The following is a 15,783-nucleotide window of genomic DNA, read 5'->3' as shown; positions in this document are numbered from 1 at the left end:
TCCACTATGAGTGCTCTTTCAAAGGAATGGTGCGCGGACGCTCCAGCCAGGCGCCTTCGCCGTCGGGGACGATTTCGACGACTTCGACCTGAGTGGCGCTGATGGCGACGATGCGGCCGTCATTGCGTCCCAGGTAATCGCCGACTTTCAGCCGATGCACCCCGCCCGCCCCACGCAATAGCGCAAAGGAGCCGGAAACATTGGAGATCGTGCCGACCATCTCGAACTGCTCGATGTTGAAACCTTCGAGGTATTGCTTGACCCGGTTGGGGTCGGGTTTGACGTTGCGCGAGCCATGCCGCTGCCCGGCCAGATCGACGCGCACCTGCCGCGAAAACGGGCTGCGCAGGTTGGCGGCGCTGTAAGTGAATGTGGGGTAAGACCGGAATGTCGGCGTAGGTTCAATCTTGCCGGCCGGGCGCAGGCGCACTTCATTCATGTAGGCGTCGAGGTCGCTGAAGTCATCGCCACCGCCACCGCCACAGCCATGCAGCACCAGCAAAACCATCGACAAGGCCAGATAACGCATCGGGGTCATTTCGCCAGCCCCTTGTCGTTGTAGCGGTACGTCTTGGCGAGGATGCTCATGCGCAGCTTCGGCCCGCCCTCGGGGTTGGCCGGCGCCAGCTCGAAATCATGCAGGGTGACGATGCGCGGCAGCCCGGCCACACCACTGACGAAGGTGGCGAGGTCGTGATAGGCGCCGGTGACGGTGATCTGAATCGGTAGCTCGATGTAAAACTGCTGGGTGACCTCCGGCAGCAATTTGATTTCTTCGAATTCCAGCCCGCTGCCCAGACCGGTGCGGGTGATGTCTTCGAGCAGGCCCGGCACTTCGGTGTCACTGGGCAATTGCCGCAACAACACGCCGAACGAATTTTCCATCTCTTTCATTTGCTGGGTGTACAGCTCCAGATTGGCCGACAGATGCGCCTTGCTGGCGAACTGTTCCTTGAGCGTGGCCTCCTCTTCTCGCTTGGCCTCGAGCTGGTTCTCCATGTCGCTGATGAAAAAGTTATAGCCAAGCGCCAACACCAGCACCATCAACAGCGCGCCGGCCATGGCCTTCACTGCGGCCGGCCAGGAACCGATATTGCTGGTGTCCAGATCGTTGAAGTCGATGTTGCGCAGACTCTCCAGCCATTCGGACGGCTTCATGGCTCGTCCTCCACAGTCTTCGGCTGGGTCTGACGAACGGTCAATTGAAACACGTTGGCCTGCTCGACCTGGTCGGCCGAGGTCGCTTTCACTTCGTTCAGGCTCGGCGCGTCAAACCAGTCGGAAGCATCAAGATTGCGCATCAACTCGGAAACGCGATTGTTCGATTCGGCAGCACCGCTGATCGACAGGGTTTTGCCGGCCATTTTCACGTCGGTGAAATACACCCCGTCCGGCAACGTGCGCGCCAGTTGATCAAAAATCCGCCCGCTGATCTGCCGGTTGCCCTGCAGGTCCTGGATGATGCGCATGCGTTCGACCAGTTGCTGGCGGCGCGCCTTGAGCTCGCTGATCTGTTTGATCCGTTCGTCGACCACGGCGATCTGCTTGCTGATGTAGTCGTTGCGCGCCATTTGTCGCTCAATGGCGGCACTGATGATCTGATCGGCAATCAACACCGCTCCCACCGAGCCGACCACCACCCCGATCAGCGTCAGCAGGAAGCGTTTGCGCCGCTCCTCTCGGCGCTCTTCGCGCCAGGGTAAAAGGTTGATCCGCGCCATCAGTCGAAACTCCTGAGCGCGAGCCCGCAGGCAATCATCAGGGCCGGCGCGTCGCTCGCCAGGGCCCCGGCGTTGACCTTGCTGCTCAGGGCCATGTCGGAAAACGGGTTGGCGACCTGGGTCGGCGTATTCAGGCGCTGCTCGATCAGCCGGTCCAGCCCGGGCACCGACGCCGTGCCACCGGCCAGCAGAATGTGATCGACCGCGTTGTACTGGCCGGAAGCGAAGAAGAATTGCAGCGAGCGCGACACCTGCTGCACCAAAGCCTCGCGAAACGGCTGCAAGACTTCTCTGATGTAATCGTCGGGCAAACCGCCCTGCTTCTTCGCCAGCCCGGCCTGTTCAACTGTCAGGCCGTAACGACGCTGGATTTCTTCGGTCAGCTGGCGGCCGCCGAACAACTGTTCGCGGGTATAGATGATCCTGCCGTTGTGCAGGACGCTGAGGGTGGTCATGGTCGCGCCGATGTCGACCACGGCGACGGTCAGGCGCTCCTGCGAAGCAGCCAGTTGCGTCGCCAGCAGGCCGAATGAACGCTCCAGCGCGTAGGCCTCGACGTCGACCACCCGCGCCGTCAGCCCGGCCAAGGCGAGTGCCGCCTCACGGACTTCGACGTTTTCCTTGCGACAGGCGGCCAGCAACACGTTGACCCGTTCGGGGTTGCGCGGTGACACGCCCTGGACTTCGAAATCGATGGCGACTTCGTCCAGTGGATAGGGAATGTATTGGTCGGCTTCGATCTTCAGCTGGTTCTCCAGCTCGTCCTCGGACAGCCCGGCGTCCATTTCGATGATCTTGGTGATCACCGCAGAACCGGCCACCGCCACCGCCACGCTTTTAAGCCCGGTGCGCGCCTTGACCAGCACGCGACTCAGGGCCTGGCCCACGCCTTCAAGCTCGGCGATGTTTTTCTCGACCACGGCATTCGCCGGCAATGGCTCCACCGCGTACGCCTCGACCCGGTAGCGATCACCCTGACGGCTCAGTTCCAGCAGCTTCACCGACGTGGAGCTGATGTCGATCCCCAGTAACGTATTGGTCTTTTTATTGAAGAGTCCCAGCACTACCAATTCCCTATGACTTTCCGTGAGTTACGGACTCTGTAATACGCATTGCGTTCCTTCACCCCGTCTTGACAGAAGCGCCAATGACGCCTCCGACGGAAAAGTGCTTATAATGCCCAGCGTTTTTTTCCGCTTTTTACTGCCTGCGCGGGCCGTTCTGTGTGTAACCGGAACCCCGTCGCCAAATTCATTCTTTGCCTGGATGTCCAAACGCCTTGATTCGTCTGCTGAAATTTTTCGGTTGGTCCATCGTCGCCGTTTTCTGCGGACTGCTTTTAGGTCTCAGCGGCGCCTATCTTTACCTTAGTCCGGGTTTGCCGTCTGTGGAGGCCCTGAGAAGCATTCAGTTGCAGATTCCGTTGCGGGTCTACAGCAGCGACAACAAGTTGATCGCAGAATTTGGCGAAATGCGCCGTACGCCGATCCGTTTCGCCGACATTCCACCCAATTTCATTAATGCGTTACTAAGTGCTGAAGACGACAACTTCGCCAACCACTATGGCGTCGATCCGAGCAGCCTGATGCGCGCCGCGACCCAATTGGTCAAGAGCGGGCACATTCAGTCCGGCGGCAGCACCATCACCATGCAGGTGGCGAAGAACTTCTTCCTGACCAGCGAACGCAGCTTCTCGCGCAAAACCACCGAAATTCTGTTGGCCCTGCAGATCGAGCGACAGCTGACCAAGGACGAAATCCTTGAGCTGTACGTGAACAAGATCTATCTGGGTAACCGTGCCTACGGCATCGAGGCGGCGGCGCAGGTGTATTACGGCAAGTCGATCCGTGACGTCAGCCTGGCGCAGATGGCGATGATCGCCGGCCTGCCGAAAGCCCCGTCGCGCTTCAACCCGCTGGCCAACCCGGCGCGCAGTAAAGAACGCCGCGACTGGATCCTCGGGCGCATGTACAAGCTCGGCAAGATCACCGAGGCGGATTACACCGCCGCGATCAACGAGCCGCTGAACGCCAGCTATCACGTGCCGACCCCGGAAGTGAACGCACCGTACATCGCCGAAATGGCCCGTGCCGAAATGGTCGGCCGTTATGGCAGCGACGCTTACACCGAAGGTTTCCGCGTCACCACCACGGTGCCGAGCAACCTGCAGGAAATGGCCAACACCGCGCTGCACGAAGGCTTGATGACCTACGACCAGCGTCACGGCTACCGTGGCCCCGAGTCGCGCCTGCCGGGCAAGACCCGCGAAGCCTGGGCCAGCGAGCTGACCAAGCAACGCACCATCAGCAGCCTGGAGCCGGCCATCGTTACGCAGGTCGACAAGAACGGCCTGCAAGTGCTGACCCGCACCGGCGAAGAGCATGTCGCCTGGGACACCATGAAATGGGCGCGCCCATTCCTTAACACCAACAGCATGGGCGCCGCTCCGCGCCAGCCGTCGGATGTCGCGCAGGTGGGCGACCTGGTTCGCGTGCAGCGTCAGAAGGACAATTCGCTGAAATTCAGCCAGATCCCGCAGGCGCAAGGCGCACTGGTGTCGCTGGATCCGCAGAACGGCGCGATCCGTTCGCTGGTCGGCGGTTTCGCCTTCGAGCAGAGCAACTACAACCGCGCCATGCAGGCCAAGCGTCAGCCGGGTTCGAGCTTCAAGCCGTTCGTCTACAGCGCCGCACTGGATAACGGCTACACCGCTGCCACCCTGGTCAACGATGCGCCGATCGTGTTTGTCGACGAGTACCTGGACAAGGTCTGGCGTCCGAAGAACGACACCAACACCTTCCTTGGCCCGATTCGTTTGCGCGAAGGTTTGTACAAGTCGCGCAACCTGGTGTCGATCCGCCTGTTGCAAGCGATGGGCGTGAGCAAGACCATCGACTACATCACTCGCTTCGGCTTCAACAAACAGGATCTGCCGCCAAACCTGTCGCTGGCACTCGGCACCGCGACGCTGACGCCGATGGAGATTGCTACCGGCTGGAGCACCTTCGCCAACGGCGGCTACAAGATCACCCCGTACATCATCGACAAGGTCGAAAGCCGTAACGGCGACACGCTGTTCGTCGCCAACCCGCCGACCGTACCGCAGGGTGCTGCAGCGACCGACGGCATTGCCGCGCCGCACACCGACTCGATTTCGGTCAATGCCATTCCAGGCGAAGCGCCGGGCACGGCGGCGGCACCGCAGACGCCCGCCGTGGCTGAACGGGTTGTCGATGGCCGCACCACCTACATCCTCAATAGCATGTTGCAAGACGTGATCAAACTCGGCACCGGTCGCCGCGCATTGGCCATGGGCCGTAGCGACATCGCCGGTAAAACCGGTACCACCAACGAATCGAAGGATGCGTGGTTCTCCGGCTACAACGCCGATTACGTGACCACGGTCTGGACCGGGTTCGACCAGCCGGAAAGCCTCGGTCGTCGTGAGTTCGGTGGCACCGTGGCGCTGCCGATCTGGATGAACTACATGTCGGCGGCGCTGAAGGACAAGCCACCGCACGTGCAGCCTGAGCCGGAAGGCTTGCTGAGCCTGCGCGTGGACCCGGTCAGTGGCCGTGCCGCGACGCCGAGCACGCCGGGCGCGTACTTCGAGCTGTTCAAGGCTGAAGACACGCCGCCGTCGGTGAATGAGCTGGGCAATGGCACGGCGCCGGGCAGCCCACTGCCGGCGGATGAGCAGGCACCGATCGATTTGTTCTGATCCAGCGGTATTGAAAAGCCCCGCCTTCGTGAGAAGTGCGGGGCTTTTTATTGCCTGAAGATCAAGAGCCCCTCACCCTAGCCCTCTCCCAGAGGGAGAGGGGACTGACCGTGGAAAATTCACGAGATACACCGACCTGAAAGTGCATCAGCGCCTATGGATTCAACACGATACGTTCAGAACGCTCAAGCATCCCCCAATCAGTCCCCTCTCCCCTTGGGAGAGGGTTAGGGTGAGGGCCCTTGTGGATATGAAATGCGATCCTGAGAACTCCCGAAAACAAAAAAGCCCCGACTCTCACGAGCCGGGGCTTTGGGTTGAAGCGCTACAACGGCTTAGCCGTTGAACACGTCATCCACGCTTTTCAGCGGGTAGTTCTTCGGATACGGCAGGGTCGCCACACCGGTCTCGATCGCAGCTTTGGCCACAGCGTCGGAGATCAGGGTGATCAGGCGCTTGTCCATTGGCTTCGGAATGATGTACTCACGGCCGAATTCCAGCGGAGCACCGCCGTAGGCATCGCACACGTCCTGAGGCACAGGCAGCTTGGCCAGTTCACGCAGGGCGTTGGCGGCAGCCACTTTCATTTCTTCGTTGATGCGCTTGGCGCGAACGTCCAGGGCACCACGGAAAATGAACGGGAAGCCCAGTACGTTGTTGACCTGGTTCGGGTAGTCCGAACGGCCGGTGGCCATGATCACGTCGCTACGGGTAGCGTGCGCCAGTTCCGGGGAGATTTCCGGATCCGGGTTCGAGCACGCGAACACGATCGGGTTGGCCGCCATCGACAGCAGGCCTTCAGCGCTCAGCAGGTTCGGGCCGGACAGGCCAACGAACACGTCAGCACCTTGCAGAGCGTCAGCCAGGCTGCGCTTCTCGGTGGCGTGGGCGAATACCGCTTTGTACTGGTTCAGGTCGTCACGGCCGGAGTGGATCACGCCGGTACGGTCAACCATGAAGATGTTTTCGATGCGAGCGCCCATGCTCACCAGCAGTTTCATGCAGGAGATGGCGGCAGCGCCGGCACCCAGGCAAACGATCTTGGCATCAGCCAGAGTTTTGCCGGCGATTTCCAGGGCGTTGATCATGCCCGCAGCGGTCACGATCGCGGTGCCGTGCTGGTCATCGTGGAATACCGGAATGTCGCACTGCTCGATCAGAGCGCGCTCGATCTCAAAGCACTCAGGCGCCTTGATGTCTTCCAGGTTGATGCCACCGAAGGTGATGGAGATGCGTTTTACGGTGTCGATGAAGGCTTGCGGGCTTTCCGAGTCGACTTCGATGTCGAAAACGTCGATGCCGGCGAAGCGCTTGAACAGCACGCCTTTACCTTCCATCACTGGCTTGGAAGCCAACGGGCCGAGGTTACCCAGGCCGAGAATCGCGGTGCCATCGGAAATGACTGCAACCAGGTTGCCCTTGCCGGTGTATTTGTAGGCCAGTTCAGGATCGCGAGCGATCTCACGCACTGGTTCAGCTACGCCGGGGCTATAAGCCAGCGACAAGTCGCGAGCGGTAGCAGTGGCCTTGGTGAGCTCGACACTCAGCTTCCCTGGACGAGGATTGGCATGATATTCGAGAGCGGCAGTTTTCAGATCAGACATTTTGGCATTCCGCTTTTTACTGTTGGACAGACTGGTCAGCGAGGATACGCGCCTCGCAAAGTCCCCACAAGACTGAGCGGTCACCCCTGTCAAGCGCCCTGCCCTACGACTTTGGGCCAAGAGCCACGGCGCACAAGGGCTGGACTGTTCACAATCGACAGAAAAAATGTCTACAATTTTATTTCAGCGAGTGCTTTGCAACATCGACGAATCTGTCAGTGGAAGCAGCCAACGCGGCTGTCCCTGTTTCAAGCCGCCGCGCCGTGATCGATCGACAATCCAGCCGCGCGCCTCGATCTGCTTGCCCTTCAGCGCTTGCAGGCGGGCATTGTCGAATTGTCCGACCAGATTGGGTGCAACGCGCAATACAAGCGAGCCCTGCAACTCGATCCAGATTCCCCCGCGATTGCGCTGAACCTTGCTCACACGGCCACTGACCACGGCGAAACCCGAGCGCTGGATCTGCTGCGCTTTCAGTACAGGTGTTTGCCGCCAGAGACCTCGACCTGCCTGCCGAGCGCTGCGTTCGGCGGCTTGCTGACAGGCGACAAGATCGACATTCGGTGCCACCGCGACCTGGAAACCCAGGCCATCGGCGAGCATTTGCGCTTCGAGATTGACACCGCTGACACTGTAAATATGCGCGAGCGTACGCCCGTAATTGTCTTTGCCCTGCTTGCCAAGGCGTATACCGACACGTCCGCCACTGGCGTCGATCAGGGCTTGCAGGCGTTGGCGCGACGCCACTGCGAACGGCTCATCACTGCGACCCTGCTTGCCCAGCTCGGGCGTGTTGAGGCCGATCATCCGCACGCTGCGCCCGTCGCTCAGGCGCAAGGTGTCGCCGTCGACCACGCGCTGCACGGCGACACTGGTCAGCCCGGAAGGCACCGGACAGAAAGCTTGCGCGTCTGAAAGCCAAATCGCAGACACAAAAAAGGCGCCCGCAAGGGACGCCTTTTTCAACAGCAAGGAAAAGCCCAACGGGCCCTTCAACCTTACTCTGCAGCAGCTGGAGCTTTCTTGCCGAAAGCGCCAAAACGGTCTGCGAAGCGCTGTACACGACCGCCAGTATCCAGAGTCTTCTGCTTACCGGTGTAGAACGGGTGGCACTCGTTGCATACGTCAGTACCCAGTGGCTTGCACAGGTTCGAACGAGTTTCGAACTTGTTGCCGCAGCTGCAAGTTACTTCGATGGTTTCGTACGCTGGATGGATATCGGCTTTCATGGTGTATTCCTCAGGCTAGCGTGCCGCCACTCAACACTATTGTTGAATACCGCACGTAATTAGGCCGCGGATTCTACCAGACCTTTTCAATCACGCAAGCTGTCACCGAGACCGACCGTCTGCTAGGCTCCCGGCCCAATACGCGATCCCCTGTAGGAGCGAGCCTGCTCGCGATAGCGGTCGGCCATTCAACATTGATGTCGTCTGATACACCGCTATCGCGAGCAGGCTCACTCCTACATTAGGTATGTGCCATGCCCTTGTTCTGCTTATAGAGATCCCCCCGCGTGCCCGACGCCATTCTGCGCCTTGCCTTGCCTTCGCCCCTGCGCCGCCTGTTCGACTATCGAGCGCCGGCCGGCGTGCTGCGCGAGCAATTGCAGCCGGGCATGCGCCTGCGCGTACCGTTCGGTCGACGCGAAATGATCGGGATTCTGGTCGAGGTCACTGACACCAGCGAAGTGCCGGTGGAAAAACTCAAACCGGCGCTGGCCCTGCTCGATACCACGCCGCCGTTGCCACCCGCTCTGTTCAAGCTGTGCCTGTGGACGTCGCAGTATTATCAGCACAGCCTCGGCGACACCCTGAGCTGGGCACTGCCGGTGCTGTTGCGCCAGGGCGAGCTGGCCGAAGCCCGGCAAGAGCGCTTCTGGTCGATCACCCCCGGCGCCAGCCTGGATGACCCGCGCATCGCCCGCGCGCCGCGCCAGCGTGAAGCGCTGGCAACGCTGGCCCAGCACCCGCACGGCGTCGCCCATCAGTTGCTGAGCAAACTGATGTTGAGCAAGGACAGCCTGGATCTGCTGCTGGCCAAAGGTCTGGTGCAGGTCGAGATCCGCCGCCATGCACCGGGCGCGCGCCACGAACACTGGCTGGCGCAGCCGGAGTTGCCGCTGAACAGCGAGCAACGCGCCGCGTATGAGGCGATCCGCGCCGGTTTCGACAGTTATCACGCGTTCCTGCTGGCCGGGGTTACCGGCAGCGGCAAGACCGAAGTTTATCTGCAACTGATCCGCGAAACCCTCGAGGCCGGCAAGCAGGCACTGGTGCTGATCCCGGAGATCAACCTCGGCCCGCAAACGCTGGCGCGTTTCGAACAGCGCTTCAATGCGCGCATCGCCCTGTTGCACTCGGCAGTCAATGATCGCGAGCGCCTCGATGCCTGGCTCGCGGCGCGCGATGGCGAGGCCGACATTATTATCGGCACCCGCTCCGCGCTGTTCACGCCGATGAAAAACCCCGGACTGATCATCATCGATGAAGAGCACGACGGTTCTTATAAGCAGCAGGAAGGCCTGCGCTACCACGCTCGCGACCTGGCGCTGGTACGCGCACGGCAGGAAAACATCCCGATCGTCCTCGGTTCCGCCACGCCGTCGCTGGAAAGCCTGCACAACGCTTACACCGGTCGTTACGGCCTGCTGCGCCTGAACGAGCGCGCCGGTGGCGCCAAGCAACCGCGCTTCCTGCGCCTGGACGTCAAAAGCCGTCCACTGGACAGCGGGATTTCCGGGCCGATGCAGCAAGCCATCGGTCAGACGCTGGCGAATGGGCAACAAGTGCTGGTGTTCCTCAACCGTCGCGGTTTCGCGCCGACGTTGCTCTGCCACGATTGCGGCTGGATGTCCGAGTGTTCGCGTTGCGATGCGCGGATGACCGTGCACCAGCGTTATGGCGAACTGCGCTGCCACCATTGCGGTAACGTCGAGCGCACGCCGCGCCAGTGCCCGAAGTGCCACAAGGTCGATCTGCGACCGGTGGGCGCTGGCACCGAGCGCGCCGAAGAGCGCCTGGCGATTCTGTTCCCGGACTATCCAGTGCTGCGCGTTGACCGCGACAGCACGTCGCGCAAAGACGCGATGAATCAGCTGTTCGCGACGATTCAGAAAGGCCAGCCGTGCATTCTGGTCGGCACGCAGATGCTCGCCAAGGGTCACCACTTTCCCCGGGTGACGCTGGTGTCGATCCTCGATGCCGACGGCGGTTTGTTCTCTGGTGACTTCCGCGCCAGCGAGCGCATGGCGCAGTTGATTGTGCAGGTTGCCGGACGTGCCGGGCGAGCGGAAGAGCCGGGCAAGGTGATTATTCAAACGCACCTGGCTGATCATCCTTTGTTGGTGCAACTGACCGAGCAGGGTTACTTCGCCTTTGCCGAGCAGGCTTTGAGCGAGCGCCGGGCGGCCGGGCTGCCGCCGTTTGCGCACTTGGCGCTGTTGCGCGCCGAAGCGCATAAACCGGGGCAGGCTGAAGGGTTTCTCGATGAGGCGTGCAGCGAAGCCGAGCGCTTGCTGGCCGAACAGAATCTGGGCGGGATTGAATTGCTCGGGCCGGTGCCGGCGCCGATGGAGCGACGGGCCGGGCGTTATCGTGCGCAGCTTTTATTGCAGGCGTCGGCGCGGGCGCCATTGCACCGATTGTTGACCAGTTGGCTGTTGGCGCTGGAGCAGATGCCGAGTGGGCGGGCGGTGCGTTGGTCGCTGGATGTCGATCCTGTCGATTTGTATTAAGGATCAAAAGATCGCAGCCTTCGGCAGCTCCTACATAGGATCTGGGTTTTCCTGTAGGAGTTGCCGAAGGCTGCGATCTTTTGATCTTGATGTCACCACATATCCATAACCTGCCTGCTAAGGTTGGCAAGCCCGTCTTCGCAACGGATAATGCCCAGTTTTTCCACCCGCGCATCGATGCGCCCGCCGCGCTTGCGGTCGAAAGAGAAGACCATGAAAGACACCATTCGCCAGCTGATCCAACAAGCCATCACCCAACTCGTCAACGAAGGTGTGTTGCCTGAAGGCCTGACGCCGGCGATCCAGGTGGAGAACGCCCGCGACAAGACCCACGGCGACTTCGCCAGCAACATCGCGATGATGCTGGCCAAGCCTGCGGGGATGAAGCCGCGCGATCTGGCGGAAAAAATCATCGCCGCGCTGCCGGCTGACGAGAACGTCACCAAAGCCGAAATCGCTGGCCCGGGCTTCATCAACTTCTTCCAGAACACTCAGGCATTGGCCTCGCGTCTCGACGCTGCCTTGGCTGATGCCCATGTTGGCGTGCGCAAGGCTGGCCCGGCGCAACGCACCGTGGTCGACCTGTCGGCACCGAACCTGGCCAAAGAGATGCACGTCGGCCACTTGCGCTCGACCATCATCGGCGACGGCGTGGCCCGCGTCCTCGAATTCCTCGGCGACGAAGTGATCCGTCAGAACCACGTCGGCGACTGGGGTACCCAGTTCGGCATGCTGATGGCTTATTTGCAGGAAAACCCGATCACCAGCGACGAGCTGTCTGACCTGGAAAACTTCTACCGCGCCGCTAAACAACGTTTCGATGAATCCGCAGAATTCGCCGACCGCGCCCGTGGTCTGGTGGTCAAGCTGCAGGCCGGCGATGCCGAGTGCCTGGCGCTGTGGAGCAAGTTCAAGGACATCTCGCTGTCGCACTGCCAGAAGATCTACGAACTGCTCAACGTCAAACTGACTATGGCCGACGTGATGGGCGAAAGCGCCTACAACGACGACCTGATCAACGTGGTCAACGACTTGAAAGCCGCGGGCATGCTGGTCGAGAGCAACGGCGCGCAGTGTGTGTTCCTCGACGAGTTCAAGAACGCCGACGGCGACCCGCTGCCGGTGATCATCGTCAAGGCTGATGGCGGTTACCTGTACGCCACCACTGACCTCGCGGCCGTGCGCTATCGCAGCGGCAAACTGCAAGCCGATCGCGCGCTGTACTTCGTCGACCAGCGTCAAGCCCTGCACTTCCAGCAAGTGTTCGCCGTGGCGCGCAAGGCCGGTTTTGTGACCCATCCGATGGAGATGGAACACATGGGCTTCGGCACCATGAACGGCGCTGATGGCCGTCCGTTCAAGACCCGTGACGGCGGCACCGTGAAGCTGATCGACCTGCTGACCGAAGCGCAGGAACGTGCCTACAACCTGGTCAAAGAAAAGAACCCGACGCTGGCCGAAGACGAACTGCGCAACATCGCCAAAGTCGTCGGCATCGGCGCGGTGAAGTACGCCGACCTGTCGAAGCACCGCACCAGCGACTACAGCTTCAACTTCGACCTGATGCTGAATTTCGAAGGCAACACCGCGCCGTACCTGCTTTACGCTTACACCCGCGTCGCCGGTGTGTTCCGTAAACTGGGCAAGGACTTCAGCGAAGTCGACGGCCAGATCGTCCTCGAAGCGGCGCACGAACAAGAGCTGGCGGCGAAACTGGCGCAGTTCGGCGAAGTGCTGAACAACGTGTCTGACAAAGGCACGCCGCACATTCTCTGCACTTACCTGTACGACGTTGCCGGTCTGTTCTCCAGCTTCTACGAGAACTGCCCGATCCTCGCCGCCGAAACGCCAGCCCAGATGCAGAGTCGTCTGCGCCTGGCCGCGCTGACCGGTCGCACCCTCAAGCAAGGCCTGGAGCTGTTGGGTCTGGAAACTCTGGAGCGTATGTAAGTTGGCTGCCAAGAAAAAACCTGCACCCAAGCGTGGCGCCAGCCGTTACCAAGCTCCTGCAAAGCAACCGATTCCGGGTTGGCTGTGGATGGCCATCGGCCTGACGGTCGGCGCGTTCATCGTGTTTCTGATGAAGCTGGAGCCGGGCAAGGGCAGCGACACGGTCAAGCGTGAGAAGGTCGAACAGGCGCAACAGCAGAAAGCGTCGAAGATCGCCGAGGCCAACAAGACCCCGCCGAGCCCGACGCAACCGGTGAAGCCTAAATACGACTTCTACACCTTGCTGCCGGAATCGGAAGTGATCGTGCCGCCGGACGCCGTGCCGGAGAAGACCTTGCCGACGCCACAAGTGCCGGCCATCCCGACCACGCCGGTGACCCCGGCGGAAGCGGCGAAGATCGACACCGCGCGCGCTCAGGCAGCCTTGGCCGGGATTACCCCGCCGCCAGCGCCACCGGTGAGCAAAGCGGCGCCGGTGACCAAGTTCTTCCTGCAGGCGGGTTCGTTCCGCAAGGAAACCGATGCCGACAAGGTCCGCGCGCAGATCATTCTGCTTGGTCAGGCGGTGGCGGTTGAATCCGGCACGGTGAAGGATGAAACCTGGTATCGCGTGTTGGTCGGCCCGTTCAGCAACCGTGAACAACTGACCACGGCCCAGAAACAACTGGCCGGCGCCGGCTTCAGCAACCTGTTGTTACAACAACGCCAAAGCCGCTGATCCACCGATGGTGGGCACCTCTTCCTGAGGTTGCCCACAAATCCCTGTGGTGAGGGGATTTATCCCCGCTGGGTCGCGAAGCGGCCCTAAAACCAGCAATTACGGTGCATCAGGCACCCAGTGGATGCTGGAATAGCGACTGCTTCGCAGCCGAACGGGGATAAATCCCCTCGCCACAGTCATCACCCTCCGTTCGTCTCTCAGCACCCTCCCCGGTTGAAATCCTCTCCAGCACCCCCATATGAATGGGCATAAGGCACTTTCGCCCCGCTGTGTGGAGACTCTTCCCTTGACCACCATCGTTTCAGTCCGCCGTCACGGCAAAGTCGTCATGGGCGGCGACGGCCAGGTTTCTCTCGGCAATACCGTGATGAAAGGCAACGCGAAAAAAGTTCGTCGCCTGTACCACGGCCAGGTCATCGCCGGTTTTGCCGGTGCCACCGCTGACGCCTTTACCCTCTTCGAACGTTTCGAAGGCCAGCTTGAAAAACATCAGGGCCACCTGATCCGCGCCGCTGTCGAACTCGCCAAAGAATGGCGCACCGACCGCTCCCTGAGCCGCCTCGAAGCCATGCTCGCGGTCGCCAACAAGGACGCCTCGCTGATCATCACCGGCAACGGTGACGTGGTCGAACCCGAGAACGGCCTGATCGCCATGGGTTCCGGCGGCGGCTACGCGCAAGCGGCTGCCAGCGCCCTGCTGAAAAAAACCGACCTGTCGGCCCGGGAAATCGTCGAAACCGCACTGGGCATCGCTGCCGACATCTGCGTATTCACCAACCACACTCAGACCATTGAGGAGCAGGATCTCGCTGAAGAAGCCTGATAAGGCCCCTGTGCCACGGCTTGTTTCTGCTTGAGGACCGCCAATTATTATGTCCATGACTCCCCGCGAAATCGTCCACGAACTCAACCGCCACATCATCGGCCAGGACGATGCCAAGCGCGCCGTCGCGATTGCCCTGCGCAACCGCTGGCGCCGCATGCAGCTGCCTGAAGAGCTGCGCGTTGAAGTGACCCCGAAGAACATCCTGATGATCGGCCCGACCGGTGTCGGTAAAACCGAGATCGCCCGTCGTCTGGCAAAACTGGCCAACGCGCCGTTCATCAAAGTCGAAGCGACCAAGTTCACCGAAGTTGGTTATGTTGGCCGTGACGTCGAATCGATCATCCGTGATCTCGCCGACGCCGCGATCAAGATGCTCCGCGAGCAGGAAATGACCCGCGTGCGCCACCGCGCCGAAGACGCTGCCGAGGATCGCATCCTCGACGCGCTGCTGCCGCCGGCCCGCATGGGTTTCAGCAACGAAGAAGCGCCGAGCTCCGATTCCAACACCCGTCAGCTGTTCCGCAAGCGCCTGCGCGAAGGTCAGCTGGATGACAAGGAAATCGAGATCGAAGTCGCCGAGGTTGCCGGCATCGAAATCGCCACGCCGCCCGGCATGGAAGAGATGACCAACCAGTTGCAGTCGCTGTTCGCCAACATGGGCAAGGGCAAGAAGAAGTCGCGCAAGCTCAAGGTCAAAGAAGCGTTGAAGCTGGTGCGTGATGAAGAAGCCGGGCGTCTGGTCAACGAAGAAGAGCTGAAGGCCAAAGCGCTGGAAGCCGTCGAGCAGCACGGCATCGTGTTCATCGACGAGATCGACAAAGTCGCCAAGCGTGGCAATGTCGGCGGTGCCGATGTTTCCCGCGAAGGCGTACAGCGCGACCTGCTGCCGCTGATCGAAGGCTGCACCGTCAACACCAAACTGGGCATGGTCAAAACCGACCACATCCTGTTCATCGCCTCCGGTGCGTTCCACCTTAGCAAGCCGAGCGATCTGGTACCGGAGCTGCAAGGTCGTCTGCCGATTCGCGTCGAACTCAAGGCCCTGAGCCCGGAAGATTTCGAGCGCATCCTCAGCGAACCGCACGCCTCGCTCACCGAGCAATATTGCGCGCTGCTGAAAACCGAAGGCCTGAACATCCAGTTCCAGCCGGAAGGCATCAAGCGCATCGCCGAGATCGCCTGGCAGGTCAACGAGAAGACCGAGAACATCGGTGCCCGTCGCCTGCACACCCTGCTTGAGCGCTTGCTGGAAGAGGTATCGTTCAGCGCCGGTGATCTGGCCAGCACTCACGATGAGCAGCCGATCCTGATCGACGCGGCGTACGTCAACAGCCACCTCGGCGAATTGGCGCAGAACGAAGACCTGTCCCGTTATATCCTGTAGGTCACCGTCCCTGTAGGAGCTGCCGCAGGCTGCGATCTTTTGACTTGAGTTTTTAAAAAGCAAGATCAAAAGATCGCAGCCTTCGGCAGCTCCTACAGGGTGTTCCTCTAGTCGGATGAC

At 60.9% G+C, this 15,783-nt stretch carries 14 protein-coding genes; 6 read left to right on the top strand and 8 right to left on the bottom strand.

The window, feature by feature from the left end:
- Positions 1 to 4: 4 nt before the first annotated feature.
- The 4 genes from ACQ4MY_RS09270 to ACQ4MY_RS09255 are packed head-to-tail and all read right to left on the bottom strand — an operon-like array spanning position 5 to position 2,785.
- The gene (locus tag ACQ4MY_RS09270; protein ID WP_440094851.1) at positions 5 to 538 is read right to left on the bottom strand and encodes a pilus assembly protein PilP; all 534 of its coding nucleotides are present in this window, start codon (positions 536 to 538) and stop codon (positions 5 to 7) included.
- Complete coding sequence (gene pilO / locus ACQ4MY_RS09265) at positions 535 to 1,158, bottom strand: type 4a pilus biogenesis protein PilO (protein WP_008077250.1); 624 nt, start codon at positions 1,156 to 1,158, stop codon at positions 535 to 537. Before pilO ends, ACQ4MY_RS09270 begins: the two co-directional genes overlap by 4 nt.
- On the bottom strand, positions 1,155 to 1,721 hold the full coding sequence (locus tag ACQ4MY_RS09260) for a PilN domain-containing protein (protein ID WP_440094850.1): 567 nt from the start codon (positions 1,719 to 1,721) through the stop codon (positions 1,155 to 1,157). Before ACQ4MY_RS09260 ends, pilO begins: the two co-directional genes overlap by 4 nt.
- Positions 1,721 to 2,785 (bottom strand): pilus assembly protein PilM, encoded by a 1,065-nt coding sequence (locus ACQ4MY_RS09255; RefSeq protein WP_440094849.1) that lies wholly within the window; start codon positions 2,783 to 2,785, stop codon positions 1,721 to 1,723. The genes ACQ4MY_RS09260 and ACQ4MY_RS09255 overlap by 1 nt, the downstream gene beginning before the upstream one ends.
- Positions 2,786 to 3,000: 215 nt before the next feature.
- On the opposite strand from ACQ4MY_RS09255, the gene ACQ4MY_RS09250 reads away from it, so the two are divergent.
- Positions 3,001 to 5,442 (top strand): penicillin-binding protein 1A, encoded by a 2,442-nt coding sequence (locus ACQ4MY_RS09250; protein WP_440094848.1) that lies wholly within the window; start codon positions 3,001 to 3,003, stop codon positions 5,440 to 5,442.
- Positions 5,443 to 5,777: 335 nt separating this feature from the next.
- On the opposite strand, the gene ACQ4MY_RS09245 is transcribed toward ACQ4MY_RS09250, so the two are convergent.
- The 3 genes from ACQ4MY_RS09245 to rpmE form a co-directional block, all read right to left on the bottom strand.
- Positions 5,778 to 7,046 (bottom strand): malic enzyme-like NAD(P)-binding protein, encoded by a 1,269-nt coding sequence (locus ACQ4MY_RS09245; RefSeq protein WP_053116645.1) that lies wholly within the window; start codon positions 7,044 to 7,046, stop codon positions 5,778 to 5,780.
- 183 nt (positions 7,047 to 7,229) lie between these two features.
- On the bottom strand, positions 7,230 to 8,030 hold the full coding sequence (locus ACQ4MY_RS09240; protein ID WP_440094847.1) for a thermonuclease family protein: 801 nt from the start codon (positions 8,028 to 8,030) through the stop codon (positions 7,230 to 7,232).
- Positions 8,031 to 8,044: 14 nt separating this feature from the next.
- Entirely contained in the window at positions 8,045 to 8,275 is a 231-nt protein-coding gene (gene rpmE / locus ACQ4MY_RS09235; RefSeq protein WP_008080648.1) for a 50S ribosomal protein L31, read from the bottom strand.
- A 287-nt stretch (positions 8,276 to 8,562) separates the two neighbouring features.
- Here rpmE and ACQ4MY_RS09230 point away from each other — a divergent pair, with 287 nt between their 5' ends.
- Positions 8,563 to 10,782, top strand: a complete 2,220-nt coding sequence (locus ACQ4MY_RS09230) for a primosomal protein N' (protein WP_440094846.1) — start codon at positions 8,563 to 8,565, stop codon at positions 10,780 to 10,782.
- Between the two features lie 92 nt (positions 10,783 to 10,874).
- Here ACQ4MY_RS09230 and ACQ4MY_RS09225 read toward each other — a convergent pair whose 3' ends face one another.
- A complete protein-coding gene (locus ACQ4MY_RS09225; protein ID WP_256677627.1) occupies positions 10,875 to 10,997 on the bottom strand; it encodes a hypothetical protein in 123 nt (40 codons plus the stop codon).
- Here ACQ4MY_RS09225 and argS point away from each other — a divergent pair.
- The 4 genes from argS (at position 10,996) to hslU (ending at position 15,663) form a co-directional block, all read left to right on the top strand.
- Complete coding sequence (argS, locus tag ACQ4MY_RS09220) at positions 10,996 to 12,732, top strand: arginine--tRNA ligase (protein ID WP_440094845.1); 1,737 nt, start codon at positions 10,996 to 10,998, stop codon at positions 12,730 to 12,732. The two genes, ACQ4MY_RS09225 and argS, sit on opposite strands and share 2 nt — an antisense overlap.
- A gap of 1 nt (position 12,733) precedes the next feature.
- Positions 12,734 to 13,450 (top strand): SPOR domain-containing protein, encoded by a 717-nt coding sequence (locus ACQ4MY_RS09215; protein WP_007909385.1) that lies wholly within the window; start codon positions 12,734 to 12,736, stop codon positions 13,448 to 13,450.
- 289 nt (positions 13,451 to 13,739) lie between these two features.
- The gene (hslV, locus tag ACQ4MY_RS09210) at positions 13,740 to 14,276 is read left to right on the top strand and encodes an ATP-dependent protease subunit HslV (RefSeq protein ID WP_003220875.1); all 537 of its coding nucleotides are present in this window, start codon (positions 13,740 to 13,742) and stop codon (positions 14,274 to 14,276) included.
- A gap of 49 nt (positions 14,277 to 14,325) precedes the next feature.
- Entirely contained in the window at positions 14,326 to 15,663 is a 1,338-nt protein-coding gene (gene hslU / locus ACQ4MY_RS09205) for an ATP-dependent protease ATPase subunit HslU (protein ID WP_008080639.1), read from the top strand.
- Positions 15,664 to 15,783 lie beyond the last annotated feature (120 nt).

Origin of the sequence: Pseudomonas sp. SM4 (assembly GCF_051913165.1) — a bacterium.
GTDB lineage: Bacteria > Pseudomonadota > Gammaproteobacteria > Pseudomonadales > Pseudomonadaceae > Aquipseudomonas.
The sequence above is the reverse complement of the archived record's forward strand: the minus strand, read 5'-3'. Positions and strand labels throughout refer to the sequence as shown.

What these genes read in the sequence shown, in the direction of transcription:
- ACQ4MY_RS09270 (WP_440094851.1), bottom strand. Translation starts at nt 538, where the DNA reads ATGACCCCGATGCGTTATCTGGCCTTGTCGATGGTTTTGCTGGTGCTG.
- pilO (WP_008077250.1), bottom strand. Translation starts at nt 1,158, where the DNA reads ATGAAGCCGTCCGAATGGCTGGAGAGTCTGCGCAACATCGACTTCAAC.
- ACQ4MY_RS09260 (WP_440094850.1), bottom strand. Translation starts at nt 1,721, where the DNA reads ATGGCGCGGATCAACCTTTTACCCTGGCGCGAAGAGCGCCGAGAGGAG.
- ACQ4MY_RS09245 (WP_053116645.1), bottom strand. Translation starts at nt 7,046, where the DNA reads ATGTCTGATCTGAAAACTGCCGCTCTCGAATATCATGCCAATCCTCGT.
- rpmE (WP_008080648.1), bottom strand. Translation starts at nt 8,275, where the DNA reads ATGAAAGCCGATATCCATCCAGCGTACGAAACCATCGAAGTAACTTGC.
- argS (WP_440094845.1), top strand. Translation starts at nt 10,996, where the DNA reads ATGAAAGACACCATTCGCCAGCTGATCCAACAAGCCATCACCCAACTC.
- ACQ4MY_RS09225 (WP_256677627.1), bottom strand. Translation starts at nt 10,997, where the DNA reads ATGGTCTTCTCTTTCGACCGCAAGCGCGGCGGGCGCATCGATGCGCGG.
- hslU (WP_008080639.1), top strand. Translation starts at nt 14,326, where the DNA reads ATGTCCATGACTCCCCGCGAAATCGTCCACGAACTCAACCGCCACATC.